13 protein-coding genes and 1 pseudogene are annotated in these 14,094 nt (G+C 76.5%); 11 read left to right on the top strand and 3 right to left on the bottom strand.

Annotation, left to right across the window (positions count from 1 at the left end; all coding sequences use genetic code 11):
- Positions 1 to 12 precede the first annotated feature (12 nt).
- Positions 13 to 900 (bottom strand): GTP-binding protein LepA, encoded by an 888-nt coding sequence (locus WDV86_RS11340; RefSeq protein ID WP_339567747.1) that lies wholly within the window; start codon positions 898 to 900, stop codon positions 13 to 15.
- Positions 901 to 1,024: 124 nt separating this feature from the next.
- On the opposite strand from WDV86_RS11340, the gene WDV86_RS11335 reads away from it, so the two are divergent.
- The 4 genes from WDV86_RS11335 to WDV86_RS11320 all read left to right on the top strand — a co-directional run bounded on the left by WDV86_RS11335 (position 1,025) and on the right by WDV86_RS11320 (position 5,624).
- Entirely contained in the window at positions 1,025 to 1,810 is a 786-nt protein-coding gene (locus WDV86_RS11335) for an ABC transporter ATP-binding protein (protein ID WP_445263049.1), read from the top strand.
- The gene (locus WDV86_RS11330) at positions 1,792 to 3,417 is read left to right on the top strand and encodes a hypothetical protein (protein ID WP_339567745.1); all 1,626 of its coding nucleotides are present in this window, start codon (positions 1,792 to 1,794) and stop codon (positions 3,415 to 3,417) included. The genes WDV86_RS11335 and WDV86_RS11330 overlap by 19 nt, the downstream gene beginning before the upstream one ends.
- Before the next feature lie 77 nt (positions 3,418 to 3,494).
- Positions 3,495 to 4,961, top strand: a complete 1,467-nt coding sequence (locus tag WDV86_RS11325) for an NAD-dependent malic enzyme (RefSeq protein WP_339567744.1) — start codon at positions 3,495 to 3,497, stop codon at positions 4,959 to 4,961.
- A 93-nt stretch (positions 4,962 to 5,054) separates the two neighbouring features.
- Complete coding sequence (locus tag WDV86_RS11320; protein ID WP_339567743.1) at positions 5,055 to 5,624, top strand: YqgE/AlgH family protein; 570 nt, start codon at positions 5,055 to 5,057, stop codon at positions 5,622 to 5,624.
- A 24-nt stretch (positions 5,625 to 5,648) separates the two neighbouring features.
- On the opposite strand, the gene WDV86_RS11315 is transcribed toward WDV86_RS11320, so the two are convergent.
- Both WDV86_RS11315 and WDV86_RS16275 read right to left on the bottom strand, forming a co-directional pair.
- Complete coding sequence (locus WDV86_RS11315; protein ID WP_339567742.1) at positions 5,649 to 6,008, bottom strand: VOC family protein; 360 nt, start codon at positions 6,006 to 6,008, stop codon at positions 5,649 to 5,651.
- Between the two features lie 89 nt (positions 6,009 to 6,097).
- A pseudogene (locus WDV86_RS16275) lies at positions 6,098 to 6,223 on the bottom strand (CopG family transcriptional regulator); the annotation flags it as partial.
- Between the two features lie 75 nt (positions 6,224 to 6,298).
- On the opposite strand from WDV86_RS16275, the gene WDV86_RS11305 reads away from it, so the two are divergent.
- The 7 genes from WDV86_RS11305 to thrB all read left to right on the top strand — a co-directional run bounded on the left by WDV86_RS11305 (position 6,299) and on the right by thrB (position 13,601).
- Entirely contained in the window at positions 6,299 to 6,625 is a 327-nt protein-coding gene (locus tag WDV86_RS11305; protein ID WP_339567740.1) for a DUF3039 domain-containing protein, read from the top strand.
- 40 nt (positions 6,626 to 6,665) lie between these two features.
- A complete protein-coding gene (locus WDV86_RS11300; RefSeq protein ID WP_339567739.1) occupies positions 6,666 to 8,483 on the top strand; it encodes a DEAD/DEAH box helicase in 1,818 nt (605 codons plus the stop codon).
- 74 nt (positions 8,484 to 8,557) lie between these two features.
- Entirely contained in the window at positions 8,558 to 9,139 is a 582-nt protein-coding gene (locus WDV86_RS11295; protein ID WP_339567738.1) for an RNA polymerase sigma factor, read from the top strand.
- On the top strand, positions 9,136 to 9,981 hold the full coding sequence (locus WDV86_RS11290; RefSeq protein WP_339567737.1) for a hypothetical protein: 846 nt from the start codon (positions 9,136 to 9,138) through the stop codon (positions 9,979 to 9,981). Before WDV86_RS11295 ends, WDV86_RS11290 begins: the two co-directional genes overlap by 4 nt.
- A gap of 149 nt (positions 9,982 to 10,130) precedes the next feature.
- Entirely contained in the window at positions 10,131 to 11,438 is a 1,308-nt protein-coding gene (locus WDV86_RS11285) for a homoserine dehydrogenase (RefSeq protein WP_339567736.1), read from the top strand.
- A 61-nt stretch (positions 11,439 to 11,499) separates the two neighbouring features.
- The gene (thrC, locus tag WDV86_RS11280; RefSeq protein ID WP_339567735.1) at positions 11,500 to 12,585 is read left to right on the top strand and encodes a threonine synthase; all 1,086 of its coding nucleotides are present in this window, start codon (positions 11,500 to 11,502) and stop codon (positions 12,583 to 12,585) included.
- Between the two features lie 5 nt (positions 12,586 to 12,590).
- A complete protein-coding gene (thrB, locus tag WDV86_RS11275) occupies positions 12,591 to 13,601 on the top strand; it encodes a homoserine kinase (RefSeq protein ID WP_339567734.1) in 1,011 nt (336 codons plus the stop codon).
- Positions 13,602 to 14,094 lie beyond the last annotated feature (493 nt).

The following is a 14,094-nucleotide window of genomic DNA, read 5'->3' as shown; positions in this document are numbered from 1 at the left end:
GCCCTGGGTGGCTCAGGCCGGCAGCGGACCCGCACCGCTCGCGTGGCGCTCGCGGTAGGCGGCGACGGCGTCCTTGAGCGCGCCCAGCACGTACCCGGGCACCTCCATGCCCTTGCTGCCGGCCCACAGCAGCTCGCGCTCGACGCGGGAGATGTCGCGGGCGAAGCCGGCCAGGTCGCCGTCGAGGCCGAGGGTGGAGACGACGCGGCCGTAGTCGGCCTCCTGCCCGGGCTGGTTGACGCCGACCAGCGCGAAGGACTGCCGGCGAAGGATCTGCGCCAGGCGCAGCTGCCACGGCTTGAGCGCCCTCGACTGGAACATCTGGGTGGCGGCCAGGCGGTAGTAGGCGAAGTGCCCGGGCTCCTGCTGCTTGATGGGCGCGACGACCGTGCGGGCGATGGCCCGCTCGTCCATCCGCTCGAGGCCCTCGGAGAGCTTGTTGTAGGCGACCACGGCGGAGCGCTCCGTCGCTGCGCCGGTGAGGTAGTACAGGAGCCGGGCGACCTCCTGGACCGGCGGCAGGTGCGAGAGCGCCCCCAGCACACGGATCTTCGGGCTGATGACGGTGGTGTTGGGCTCGGCCGGCTCCATCCCCAGGTCCTGCTGCAGGCGGTCGAGGACGAGCCCGTGCTGGATCTCCTGCGGCTGCCAGACGTCGGCGAAGAAGAGCCTGTCGGTCTCCTCGACGTCCGGCAGCAGGGTCAGCAGCTCCAGGACGTTGCGGTCGACCTCCAGCTCGACGCGCGAGAGGTAGCCGATGACCGGGCCGAAGGCCTCGCGCACCCCGGCGGGGTCCAGCACCGTGCGGTCGACGCTGTCGAGGCTGATGGGGGGATGCTTCTCGCCGAGCTGCAGCACGTGCGCGCGCAGCTGCTCCGGCGTGATGGTCGACCGCGGCACGAGGTGGACGCTAGTTGACGGCGTCCCTCGCGGTGTCGACCGCCCGTGATCACCGGGCTCCCCGGGCCGTGGGCCACCGGGGCGCGGGCGGTGCGCGGGGGCGAGCGCTAGCGTCGGTGCGGTGGTGACGCCGGGGAGCCCGCCGTCGGGCATCGAGCCGGCGCTCGAGCTGCGCGGGCTCGTCAAGCGCTTCGGCGGCGTCCCGGCGGTCGCCGGCGTCGACCTGGTCGTGCCGGCCGGGTGCGTCCAGGGCGTCGTCGGGCCCAACGGCGCGGGCAAGACGACGACGCTGTCGATGGCGACGGGGCTGCTGCGACCTGACGCCGGCACGGCGCGCGTGCTCGGGCACGACGTGTGGGCCGACCCGGTCGGCGCCAAGCGCCTCGTGGGCCTGCTGCCCGACGGCCTGCGCCTGCTCGACCGGCTCACGGGCGCAGAGCTGGTGCGCCACACCGGCCGGCTGCACGGGCTGGCACGGGACGTGGCGGCCCAGCGGGCGCACGAGCTGCTCGCGGCCCTCGGGCTGGGCGACGCCGGCCGCCGGCTCGTCGTCGACTACTCGGCGGGGATGACGAAGAAGGTCGCCCTGGCCTGCGCGCTCGTGCACGCGCCGCGGCTGCTCGTCCTCGACGAGCCCTTCGAGGCGGTCGACCCCGTGTCGGCCGCGACCATCCGTGAGCTGCTGGGGCGTTTCGTCGCCGGCGGCGGCACGGTCGTCCTGTCCAGCCACGTCATGGACCTCGTGGAGCGGCTCTGCGACCGGGTCGCCGTCGTCGCCCAGGGTCGGGTGCTCGCCGCGGGGACCCTGGCCGAGGTCCGGGGGAGCGGCAGCCTGGAGGAACGTTTCGTCGAGCTCGCCGGCGGCAGCGCAGGTCTCGGCGAGGGGCTGGCGTGGTTGCAGAGCTCCTAGCCCTGCGGCTCGCGCTGTGGCGGGGCGGCTTGCGCCGGGACACGTGGCGTGTCGTCGTCCTCGTGCTCGGCGGGCTGTGGGGCCTCGGCCTGGCCGCGGGCGTCCTCGTCGGCCTGTCGGCCCTGCCCACGGTGCCCGCCGACGTGGCCCGCGGCGTCGTCGTGGCCGCCGGGGCGGTGCTCGTCGCGGGGTGGACGCTCGTCCCGCTCGTCGCCTTCGGCACAGACCCCTCGCTGGACCCCGCGCGCTTCGCGACCCTGCCGGTGGCGCCCCGGCGGCTCGCGGTGGGGCTGCTGGCCGCCGCGCTGCTCGGGGTGCCGGGCGTGCTCTCGCTGCTCGTCGGCGTCGGCACCGTGCTCGCCTGGGCGCCCCGGGCCGGCGGCCTCGCAGCCGTCGGGGTGGCGCTCGTCGCCGGGGTCGGGGGCCTCACCGGGGTGCTGACGGCGGTCGCCGCCGGCCGCCTGGCGACGACAGCCGCCGCCGGGGTGCTCGGCGGGCGCCGCGGCCGAGAGGTCTCCGCCGTCGTCGGCGTCCTCGGGCTCCTGGCCCTCGGCCCGACGATGGCCTCGGCCGGCGGCGTCGCGCTCGCCCTGGCCGACCCGGGCGCGGCGGTGACCCGGGTGCTCGACGTCCTCGCCTGGACGCCGCTGGGCCTGGCGTGGGCGGCGCCCGCGGACGCGGCGCAGGGGGCGTGGGGGAGCGCGCTGGCACGGCTGGGGCTCGCGGCGGCCGCGCTCGTCGGCCTCGTCCTGGCGTGGTCGGTGCTGCTGGGCCGGCGTCTGCTCGCGCCGCGGCCGACCTCGGGCGGGCGCTCCGGTGCCGCCCGGGCCTCGACCGCAGGGCTCCTCGACCGGCGTGACGGTGTGCGCTGGGCCGTCGCGCAGCGCTGCCTGCGCTCGTGGCGGCGCGACCCCCGCTACGTCGTCAACGGTGCCTCGGCGCTGGCGGTGCCGGCCGTCCTCGTGGTCATGAGCACGGCAGGCGCCCTGCCGTCCGCGATGGCGTGGGTCGTGGGACCCGCCGCGGCGCTCGTGCTCGGGACGGTGCTGCACAACGACGTCGCCTACGACGGGCCGGCCTTCTGGACCCACCTGGCCGCCGGGGTCCGCGGCGCCGAGGACCGCGCGGGCCGGGCCGCCGCCCTCCTGCTGTGGGCGGTGCCGCTCGTCGTCGTCGTGACGGTCGCGGGCGCCCTGCTCGCGGGCGCGGACCCGCTGGGCCGAGAGGGCGCGGGTCGGGTGGCTGGCGTCCTCGCGGTCTCGACCGGCCTGCTGCTGGCGGGGACGGCGGCCTCGTGCGTGCTGTCGGCGGTGCGGCCCTACCCCGTCCAGCAGCCGGGGGAGAACCCCTTCTCACAGCCGCCCGGTGCGGCGCTGCCGGGTGCGCTCGCGCAGCTGCTGAGCCTCCTGGCGACGCTCGTGCTCGCCCTCCCGGCGGTGGGCGTCGGCGTCCTGGCGGCCGGGGCGCTGCCGGTGCTCGGGCTGCCCGCGCTCGTCGTCGCGGTCGGGCTCGGCCTCCTCGAGCTGCGCGCCGGCGTGCGCCGCGGCGGGGCGCTGCTGGACCGGCGGGGGCCCGAGCTGCTCGCCGCGGTGCGCCGGGACCGGTGAGCGAGGCCGGCGAGAGGGCCGGTCCACGGGCCGGCCGGTCGTCGGTGCGTGCACGAGGCTGCGGCAGGATGCCGCCCATGCCTGCTGCACCGAGCGTCTCCTACTCGATCACCGTCCGCCTGGAGCTGCCCGCCCGTCCGACGGCGGTCAGCGAGCTCACCTCGGCGATCGAGAGCGGGCACGGCATCGTCACGGCCCTCGACGTCACGGCCTCGGGCGCCGGCAAGGTGCGCGTCGACGTCACCTGCGCCACCCGGGGCACCGACCACGCCGACGAGATCGTCGAGCAGCTGCGCGGCCTGGAGGGCGTGAGCATCGGGCGGGTCTCGGACCGGACCTTCCTGGCCCACCTCGGCGGCAAGATCTCGGTCGAGCCCAAGATGCCGATCCGCACCCGCGACGACCTCTCGTTGATCTACACCCCCGGGGTCGCCCGGGTCTGCGAGGCCATCGCGAAGGAGCCCGCGGACGCCCGGCGCCTGACCATCAAGCGCAACACCGTCGCGGTCGTCACCGACGGCACGGCGGTGCTGGGGCTGGGCGACATCGGCCCGCTCGCGGCGCTGCCGGTGATGGAGGGCAAGGCGGCGCTGTTCAAGCGGTTCGGCGGCATCGACGCCTTCCCGATCTGCCTCGACACGACCGACACCGAGGAGATCATCAGCGCCGTCAAGGCCATCGCGCCGGTCTTCGCGGGCATCAACCTGGAGGACATCGCGGCGCCGCGCTGCTTCGAGATCGAGACGCGGCTGCGCGAGGAGCTCGACATCCCGGTCTTCCACGACGACCAGCACGGCACGGCGATCGTCTGCACCGCCGCGCTGCTCAACGCCCTCAAGGTCGTGGGCAAGGAGCTGCCCGACGTGCGCGTCGTGATGTCCGGTGCCGGGGCCGCCGGGACGGCCGTGCTCAAGCTGCTGCTGGCCGCGGGCGCCCACGACGTCGTCGTCGCCGACATCGGCGGGGTGCTGCACGAGAGCCGGGAGGACCTGCACCCCTCGGCCGCGTGGACGGTCGAGCACACCAACCCGCGCGGCGTGACCGGCACGCTGAAGGACGCGCTCGCGGGCGCGGACGTCTTCATCGGCGTGAGCGCGCCGAACATCCTCTCCGGCGAGGACATCGCGACGATGGCCGACGGCGCGGTCGTCTTCGCCCTCGCCAACCCCGTGCCCGAGGTGGACCCGACGGCGGCCGCCGAGCACGCGGCCGTCGTCGCGACCGGTCGCAGCGACTTCGCGAACCAGATCAACAACGTCCTGGCCTTCCCCGGCGTCTTCCGAGGCCTGCTCGACGCGCAGTCGCACTCCATCGACGAGGACATGCTGCTCGCGGCAGCCCGCGCGCTGGCCGCCGTCGTCGGCGACGACGAGCTGAACGCCGCCTACATCGTCCCGAGCGTCTTCCACCCCGACGTCGCGAGCGTCGTGGCCGACGCCGTCGAGGCCGCTGCCCGAGCCGCCGGCGCCGGCGTGGAGCCCTCGCCCGCCGTCGCCGCCACCGAGGCCGCTGCCGCGGCGGGCGCGTCGGTGGGCGCGCCGTAGCGGCGACCTGACGCCAGGCTCCGGCGGCCGGGCTCGGGCGCGGCGTCGGCGGACGTCGTCGCCCGTCGGGGCCCTCGGGTGGAGGATGACGGGGTGGCAGGGACGGCGGCGGGCAGCTACGTGGGGCGGCTGCTCGTCGCGGCGCCGTCGCTGGAGCAGGAGGACTTCCGCCGCAGCGTCGTCCTGGTGCTCGACCACGACGGTGCCGGCGCGCTCGGCGTCGTCGTCAACCGCCCCCTCCCCGTGCGGGTCGACGCCGTCCTGCCGCCATGGCAGGAGCACGTCAGCGCACCGGCGCGCCTCTTCCGCGGAGGCCCCGTCGGCCTCGACTCGGCGCTGGGGCTCGTCGTCGTCCCCGGCGACGGGCCCGAGCCCGTCGGGGTGCGCCGCATCCTCGGTGCCGTCGGGCTGGTCGACCTGGACGCCGACCCGGCCGGTGTCGTGCGCTCGGCGTCGGGGTTGCGCATCTTCGCCGGCTACGCCGGGTGGAGCCCCGGCCAGCTGGAGGGCGAGGTCGCCGAGGGCGCGTGGGTCGTCGTCGACGCCGAGCCCGGCGACGCGGTCAGCGCCCGCCCGCAGGACCTCTGGGCCGACGTCCTGCGCCGCCAGCCCGGGCGGCTCTCGCTGCTCGCGAGCTTCCCGGACGACGCGTCCCTCAACTGAGCCCCCGCGCCGGCCCGGCCCGGCTCAGGTGTACAGGGACGGGTCGTGCTCGTTGACCTGGACGACGAGGCCGTCCGGGTCGGTGACGGCGAGGAACCGCCCGAAGCTCTCGTCGACGATGCCGTCGTGGGCGATGCCGTGCTGCTCCAGCCGCGCGGCCAGCTCCTCCAGCGGGCCGTCGACCACGAAGCACAGCTCGACGTGCGTCGGTGGCTGCGCGCTGCTCGTGCCGTCGGTCGCGTGCAGGGCCACGAGACCGCCGGCGCCCCCCATCTCGGCCCAGCCACCCGTCCTGGAGCGCTGCTCGAGGGCGAGCCCGAGGGCGGCGTAGAAGTGCTCGGACGCCGCGACGTCCCGCACGTAGCGGATCGGCATGACCTTCATCGGTTCTCCCCGATGCTCTCGGTGGTGCCCGTCGTCCCTGTGGTGCCGGTCGTCCCGGTGCGGTCCGGCGTGCTGGCGGCCAGGGCCGCCAGGTGGCTGCGCAGCGCCTCCTCGGTGAGGCGCGACAGCGACATGTCGGCGTCGATGGCGGCGTGCTTGGACTCCCGGACCAGGTCCTCTGGCAGGTACACGTTGAACTGCCGCTTCTCTACCATGCCGGGAGGCTAGTACCCGCGAGCAGGCAGGCCGCGAGCCCGGCGGGCGGTCGGGGCGTCGTAGCATCGGCGGCCATGAGCACCTCCTCGCCCGAGCCTCCCCGCGGACCGTCCGGCCCGGGCGAGCCCTCGCGCTCGGCCACCGGTGTCCTGGAGCGCGAGCTCGTCGAGGAGCCGCAGCTCTCCGAGCCGGGTGACCACGAGCGCTTCGCGCACTACGTGCGCAAGGAGAAGATCATGGAGTCGGCGCTGTCGGGCGAGCCCGTCACGGCGCTGTGCGGCAAGGTCTGGGTGCCGGGCCGGGACCCGAAGAAGTTCCCCGTCTGCCCCACGTGCAAGGACATCTACGAGGGCCTGCAGCCGCCGGCCGACGGCGGTCCCGGCAGCGGGGGCGGGCAGTGAGCCCCGTCCGGACGGCTCGCGCCGGCGGACGCCCGGCCGCGTGAGCCCCGGTCCCACCCCTGCCGGTCCCAGCACCTCCCGCGCCGCCGACCTCCCCGCCCCGCGCGCCGCGGCCGCGACCTCGGCGGTCACGCCAGCAGGCCGCCGTCCGCTGCGGGCGTGGCAGAGCGCGGCGCTGGAGCTCTACGACACCGAGCCCGCTCGCACCGACTTCCTCGTGACGGCGACGCCGGGCGCGGGCAAGACCACGTTCGCGCTCACGCTCGCCGCGCGGCTGCTGGAGCGCCGCGTCGTGGACCGGGTCGTCGTCGTCTGCCCCACCGACCACCTGCGCACGCAGTGGGCCGACGCCGCCGACCGCGCCGGCGTCGTCCTGGACCCGGCGCTGCCCAACAGCGTCGGTCCGGTGCCCGCCGGTGCGCAGGGGTACGTGACGACGTACGCCCAGGTGGCCGGCAAGCCCGCCCTGCACGCGGCGCGCTCGACGGCTCGCCGCACGCTCGTCGTGCTCGACGAGGTCCACCACGCCGGTGACGGCCTGTCGTGGGGCGACGCCGTGGAGGAGGCCTTCGCCGGGGCGCGGCGCCGGTTGTGCCTGACCGGCACGCCGTTCCGCACCAAGCCCGGCGAGCGCATCCCCTTCGTGCACTACGAGGACGTCGGCGGCGGGGAGCTGCGCAGCCGGGCCGACTACACCTACGGCTACCGCGAGGCGCTGGCGGACGCGGTCGTGCGGCCCGTCGTCTTCGCCGCGTACACGGGCACCTCGCGGTGGCGCAACAGCGCCGGTGAGGTCGTGGCGGCGTCGCTGTCCGAGCCGGGCACCCGCTCGGTCGAGGCGGCGGCGTGGAAGACGGCGCTGGACCCGCGCGGGGGCTGGGTGCCGCACGTCGTCGCGGCCATGGACGACCGCATCACCCACCTGCGCGAGAACGGCGTCCCGGACGCCGCCGGTCTGCTGCTGGCGAGCGACCAGGACGACGCCCGCGCCTACGCCGGTGTGGTGGAACGGGTCACGGGCACCAGGCCGGTGCTCGTGCTCTCCGACGACCCCAAGGCCTCCCAGCGCATCGAGGAGTTCGCCGAGGGCACGCAGCGGATCGCCGTGTGCGTCCGCATGGTCTCCGAGGGCGTCGACATCCCGCGGGCGGCGTGCCTGGCGTGGATGACGAGCTACCGCACGCCGCTCTTCTTCGCCCAGGCGGTCGGGCGGGTCGTCCGGGCCCGCACGCCGCGGGAGTCCGCGACCGTCTTCCTGCCCGCCGTCCGCCCGCTCCTCACGCTCGCGGCCGAGCTCGAGAGCGAGCGCGAGCACGTCATCCCGGCGCCCGCCCAGGCGCCCGACGACGCGCTCGACCTGCTGCCTCCGCCGGAGCGCGAGGCGGGCGACGCCGTCGGCCAGCACGAGTCGCTCGAGGCCGACGCCCAGTTCGCCCACGTCCTGCACGGCGGCCGCGCCGTCATGGGCGCGTCGGCCCCCGCGGGGGACGGCGCGCCGGTCGAGCCGGAGGACGAGGACTTCCTCGGCATCCCCGGCCTGCTGACCGCCGAGCAGACCGCGTCGCTGCTGGCCAGCCGGGACGAGGAGACCCGCCGCCGGATCGCCGCCGGCCGCGAGGCGCCCGAGCCCGCCCCGGCGCCGGAGCCGGCGCCCGAGGCGGACGTCGCCGCCTGGCGTGGCACCGCCGAGCTGCGGCGCGAGGTCAACAAGCTCGTCGGCCAGGTCGCCGCGAGGTCGGGCGTGCCGCACGCCGTCGTCCACCGACGGCTGCGCCAGGAGGTGCCGGGGCCGGCGTCGGCGACGGCGTCGCCGGACCTGCTCGCCCGACGGCGGGACCACCTGCTCGCCTCGCTCTGACGCCGGGCGACGGCGCAGGTGGCCTCGGCTGCCCGGGCGACACACCTGGCCCTGGTCCGGACAGGGGACCTGGCATGAGCCCGCCACCGGAGAGGGAGCAGCGCTTCCGCCTCCTCTACGAGGACATCCGCCCGCACCTGCTGGGTTTTCTCCGCCGTCGCGCCGGCCCAGAGGTCGCCGAGGACCTCGTCGCCGACACGCTGCTCGTCGTCTGGCGGCGGCTGGACGAGGCCCCGACCGCGCACGAGGACGCCCGTGCGTGGGCCTTCGGCATCGCCCGCCACCTCCTGCTCAACCACCGTCGCGGTCTCGGCCGTCGGGACGCCCTCGCCGTCCGGCTGCAGACCGAGCGCGAGGTCGCCCGGCAGACGCCGGGGGAGGTCGAGGGCGTCGTCGACCGGGTGGACCTCGCGCGGGCCTGGCGGCTGCTCTCCGCCCGGCACCAGGAGGTGCTGGCCCTGGCCGTCGTCGAGGACCTCGACGCCTCGAGGACAGCAGTGGTCCTGGGCATCTCGCCCGTCGCCGTGCGCCTCCGGCTGTCCCGGGCGCGGCGGGCGCTGAGGGCTCACCTGTGTCACCGGCCGCCTCCTGCGCCGGCGACCGCCTCCGTCGCAGCCCCGGCCGTCGCCCCGACCGTCCTGAGGAGTACCCGATGACCACCGACCGAGAGCTCGACGCCGCTCTGCGGAGCCTCGACCGCGCGGCGACCGCCGACGACGGCACCCGCGCGGCCGCCGACCTGCACCGGATCCTCACCACCACGCCGTCGTCATGCCCCGGCGACCGGGCGGCCGCACCCGGACGCCCGCACGCCCGCACCACACGTCGCGTCGTCCTCGCCGGCGGGGTCGTCGCCGCGGCCACGGCCGGTCTTCTCGTGCTGCCGTCGGCCCTCGGCGAAGGGTCGGCCTTCGCGAGCTGGACCGCGACGCCGGATGTCCTGGGCGCCGAGGAGAGCGCGGTGGCGGTCGCGCACTGCCGTGAGGTCTTCGCCGGCACGTCATCGGGGGCGGGGGCGGTGGACCAGGTAGGAGACGTCGCCGGCGCCGACCTCGCCCTCGCCCTCGCCGAGCGTCGGGGCACGTGGACGAACGTCGTCCTCACCGGCCCGGACGGCCTGCTCGCCAGCTGCTTGTCCACCGAGCCGCGGGAGGAGAGCTACTCGGCCGGCGCCAGTGCGGGCGGACGGGTCCCCGGGCCTGCCGAGGTCACGATCCGGAGCTTCGGCACGACGACGCAGGAGGTCGGGGACCAGTCGGAGCTCACCGGCCTGGCCGGGGAGGACGTCACCGACGTCACCTACCGCAGCCGGGAGCACGGCGACGTCGAGGCCACCGTCGCCGGCGGCGTCTGGTCGCTGTGGTTCCCCGGCGACGAGCTGGAGGACACCACCGCCCCGGAGGGGATCGACGTGCGGGTCGGCTACCGGGACGGGTCGACGGCGACGGTCACGCTGCTCGGGGAGTGCAACCGCGGGATGGCGGACCAGCGCTGCTGAGGCGCGGTGACGGCGGTGGGGCCACCTACCTGCCACCCACCCGCCACCCCCTCGGTCCCAGGTGGTGGGATGCGAGGCGGCCGAGGTGTGGACCGCGAGAGGATCGCGGGGTCCGCACCCGCGCACCGTCGTCGTCCTGGAGGCACCGCATGGGCACGCCCGTCCTGCGCGTCGCGCTGCTGGGCTGCGGCGTCGTCGGCTCGGAGGTCGCCCGTCAGCTGCAGGAGCACGCCGAGGAGCTGGCCTCGCGGGTCGGCGCACGCCTGGAGCTCGTCGGCGTCGCCGTCCGCCGCGCCGGCCGCACGCGCGAGGGCGTCGACCCGGCGCTCGTGACGACCGACGCCGAGGAGCTCGTCACCCGCGCCGACCTCGTCGTCGAGGTCGTCGGCGGCATCGAGCCCGCCCGCGGCCTGCTGCTGCGGGCGATGGAGCACGGCGCGTCGGTCGTCACGGCCAACAAGGCGCTCCTCGCCGAGGACGGGCCGCGCCTGTACGCCGCCGCCGACGCCGCCGGCGTCGACCTCTACTTCGAGGCCGCCGTCGCCGGGGCCATCCCCATCGTCCGCCCCCTGCGCGACTCCCTCGTCGGCGACCGGGTCGAGCGCGTGCTCGGCGTCGTCAACGGCACGACCAACTTCGTGCTCGACCAGATGGACTCCACGGGGGCCGACCTCGGCGAGGCCGTGCAGGAGGCGCAGTCCCTCGGGTACGCCGAGGCGGACCCGACGGCCGACGTCGAGGGCTTCGACGCCGCCGCCAAGGCCGCGATCATCGCCTCGCTGGCCTTCCACACCCGCGTGCGCGCGGCCGACGTCCACCGCGAGGGGATCACCGGCGTCACCGCCGCCGACGTCGCCGCCGCCCGCGAGGCCGGGATGGTGCTCAAGCTGCTCGCCATCTGCGAGCGCACCGGCGGTGGTGAGGGAGGGCCCGAGGGGGTCTCGGTGCGCGTGCACCCGGCGATGGTGCCCCGCGAGCACCCGCTCGCGGGTGTCCGCGGCGCCTTCAACGCCGTCTTCGTCGAGGCGCGCGCGGCGGGCTCGCTGATGTTCTACGGCCAGGGCGCCGGCGGGGTCCCGACGGCGAGCGCCGTGCTCGGCGACCTCGTGGCCGTCGCCCGGCACCGGGTGGGCGGGGGCCGCGGCTCCTCGGAGTCGGCCTACGCCGACCTGCCCGTGCGGTCGATGGGCGAGGCGCTCACCCGCTACCACGTGCGGCTGGAGGTGCACGACCGTCCGGGCGTGCTCGCCCAGGTGGCGCTCGTCTTCGCCGACCAGGGCGTCAGCGTCGAGACCGTGCGCCAGACCCCGCTCGGCGGCGAGAGCGACGGCGGCGCAGCGCTCGTCGTCTCCACGCATGCAGCGCCCGACGCCGCTCTCGCCGCGACGGTCGAGGCCCTCGCCGCGTCGCCGGCGGTCCTCGGCGTCACGTCCGTGGTGCGTGTCGAGGGCGTGTAGCCCCGCCCGCCGGCTCCGGCCGGCGGTGCCCTGACCGTTCGAGACCAGCGAGGAGGAGCCGGTGGCCCACGTGTGGCGCGGCGTCATCGAGGAGTACCGCGACCGGCTGCCCTTCGGGCCGCAGGACCCGGTGGTCACGCTGGGGGAGGGCGGGACGCCGCTCGTGCCGGCGCACGCCCTGTCCGAGCGCACGTCGTGCGAGGTCTTCGTCAAGGTCGAGGGGTGCAACCCGACGGGCTCCTTCAAGGACCGGGGGATGACGTCAGCCATCTCCCGCGCGAAGGCGCTCGGCGCCAGGGCGGTCATCTGCGCCTCGACGGGCAACACCTCGGCGTCGGCGGCGGCGTACGCGACGGCGGCCGGCATGGCCTGCGGCGTGCTCGTGCCCGAGGGCAAGATCGCCCTCGGGAAGCTCAGCCAGGCCATCGCCCACGGCGCGACCCTGCTGCAGGTCGACGGGAACTTCGACGACTGCCTCACCCTCGCGCGCAAGCTCGCCGAGTCCTACCCCGTCGAGCTCGTCAACTCCGTCAACCCCTACCGGATCGAGGGGCAGAAGACCGGCGCGTTCGAGGTCGTCGACGTCCTCGGCGACGCACCCGACATCCACTGCCTGCCCGTCGGCAACGCCGGCAACATCACGGCGTACTGGAAGGGCTACACCGAGTACACGACCGACGCCGACGAGCCCGGGCCGGCGACGCGCACCCCGCGCATGTGGGGGTTCCAGGCCGCCGGTGCCGCACCGATCGTCCTCGGCCACCCCGTCGACACGCCCGAGACGCTCGCGACGGCCATCCGCATCGGCAACCCGGCCTCGTGGCAGCAGGCCGTCGCAGCGCGCGAGGAGTCCGGCGGGCTGGTCGCCTCCGTGACCGACGAGGAGATCCTCGCCGCGCACCGGCTGCTGTCCGCCGAGGACGGCGTCTTCGTCGAGCCCGCCTCGGCCGCCGGCGTCGCCGGGCTGCTGCAGCAGCACGCCGCGGGCCGGCTCGACCCTGGCCAGCGCGTCGTCGTCACGGTGACCGGTCACGGCCTCAAGGACCCGCAGTGGGCGCTGCGCGCGGCGGACGGCGGTGACGTCCAGCCCGTCAAGGTCCCCGTCGACGCGATGACGGCGGCGGGTGCCCTCGGGCTCGAGGGCTGAGGGGCATGGCCGAGGGCTCCCCGCACGCTCCCGCCCCGCTGCGCGACGGCGGCGCTCCCGGCACCGCGGCGACGGCGTCGGTTCCCGGCTCCAGCGCCAACCTCGGGCCTGCCTTCGACGCCGTCGGCCTGGCGCTCGAGCTGCGCGACGAGCTGCGCGTCGAGGTCGCCGAGCCGGGCTCCGGCGTGCGGGTCGACGTCAGCGGGCAGGGCGCCGGCCGGGTCGGCGCGGGGGAGGACCACCTCGTCGTCCGGGCGCTGCGGCGCGCGCTGGAGCGCGTCGGCGCGCCGCAGCCGGACCTGCACCTGACCTGCCGCAACGGCGTCCCCTTCGGCCGTGGTGCCGGCTCCTCGGCCGCTGCCGTCGTCGCCGGCGTCGTGCTCGCCCGCGGGTTGCTGGCCGACCCCTCACGGCTGGACGACGACGTCGCCCTCGACGTCGCCGCCGGCGTGGAGGGCCACTGCGACAACGCCGCTGCGAGCCTGCTCGGCGGGGCGACGCTGGGGTGGTCCGAGCCGTCCGGGGAGATCCCGGGCGCCGACGGCGCGCCCGAGCCGGCGCAGCAGCGGTGGCGAGCCGTGCGCGTCGAGCCGCACCCCGACGTCGTCGCGGTGCTCTGCGTGCCGGGTGCCGAGCTGCTGACCGCGCACGCCCGTGCTCTCCTGCCGGCGTCGGTGCCGCACGTCGACGCTGCCTTCAACGCCGGCCGATCGGCTCTGCTCGTCGAGGCCCTGACGCGCCGGCCCGAGCTGCTGCTGCCGGCGACGGACGACCGGCTCCACCAGCCGCAGCGCGCCTCCGCCGCGCCGGCGACCGCCGCCCTCGTCGCCGACCTGCGCGCCGCGGGCCTGCCCGCGGCCGTCTCGGGCGCCGGGCCGAGCGTCCTGGTGCTCCTCGCCGGCCGGCGAGGCGGCGCCGCGCAGGCGCTCGCCGAGGTGCGCCGCGTCGCCGGGCCGTCCTGGGAGCTCCTGGCGCCCGGCCTCGCCCGCCAGGGCGCGCGGTGGGCGCCGGCCTGAGCCGGCCCGGCGACCTGCAGGGCTGCGAGCCCGCGGGCGGCGACGAGGCCGGGCGACGACGACGGTCGTCCGCCGGGAGTGCGCCCTCGGCAGCGGCGCAGGCCGCCGAGCAGGCACGAGGGCGCACAGCTGCGACGTCAGCACGTCGTCGTGCGAGGTGGAGCGCGTGCGCGAGGACCGGCACGAGGCTCCCCGCGCCGACGACTCGAGCCCCTGAGCAGGCGTGACGCAGCGCGGCCAGGGCTTCGGCAGGTCCGTCGGCACGGGTCCTGGGCACGACCTGCCCGGGGCCGAGGTGGCGGCAGGCCCTCCCACCGGAGGTGGACGACCGCACCTTCGACATGTCACCTGCAGCGCGGGGGTGCTCGCCCGGGTGGGTGAGCGAGGCCGGTCCCCCGACGTGCCCGGACCCCGGTGCTACAGTTCTGGCGCCGGACCTGCTCCGGGCACGACCCCGGGGCCTCCGTGACGAGGTGCCGGAGCCGCAGCCCGT

The sequence above is a fragment of the Pseudokineococcus sp. 1T1Z-3 genome (genome assembly GCF_037482365.1).
GTDB lineage: Bacteria > Actinomycetota > Actinomycetes > Actinomycetales > Quadrisphaeraceae > Pseudokineococcus.
Note: the sequence above shows the minus strand (reverse complement) of the source record. Positions and strands in the feature narration are given on the sequence as shown.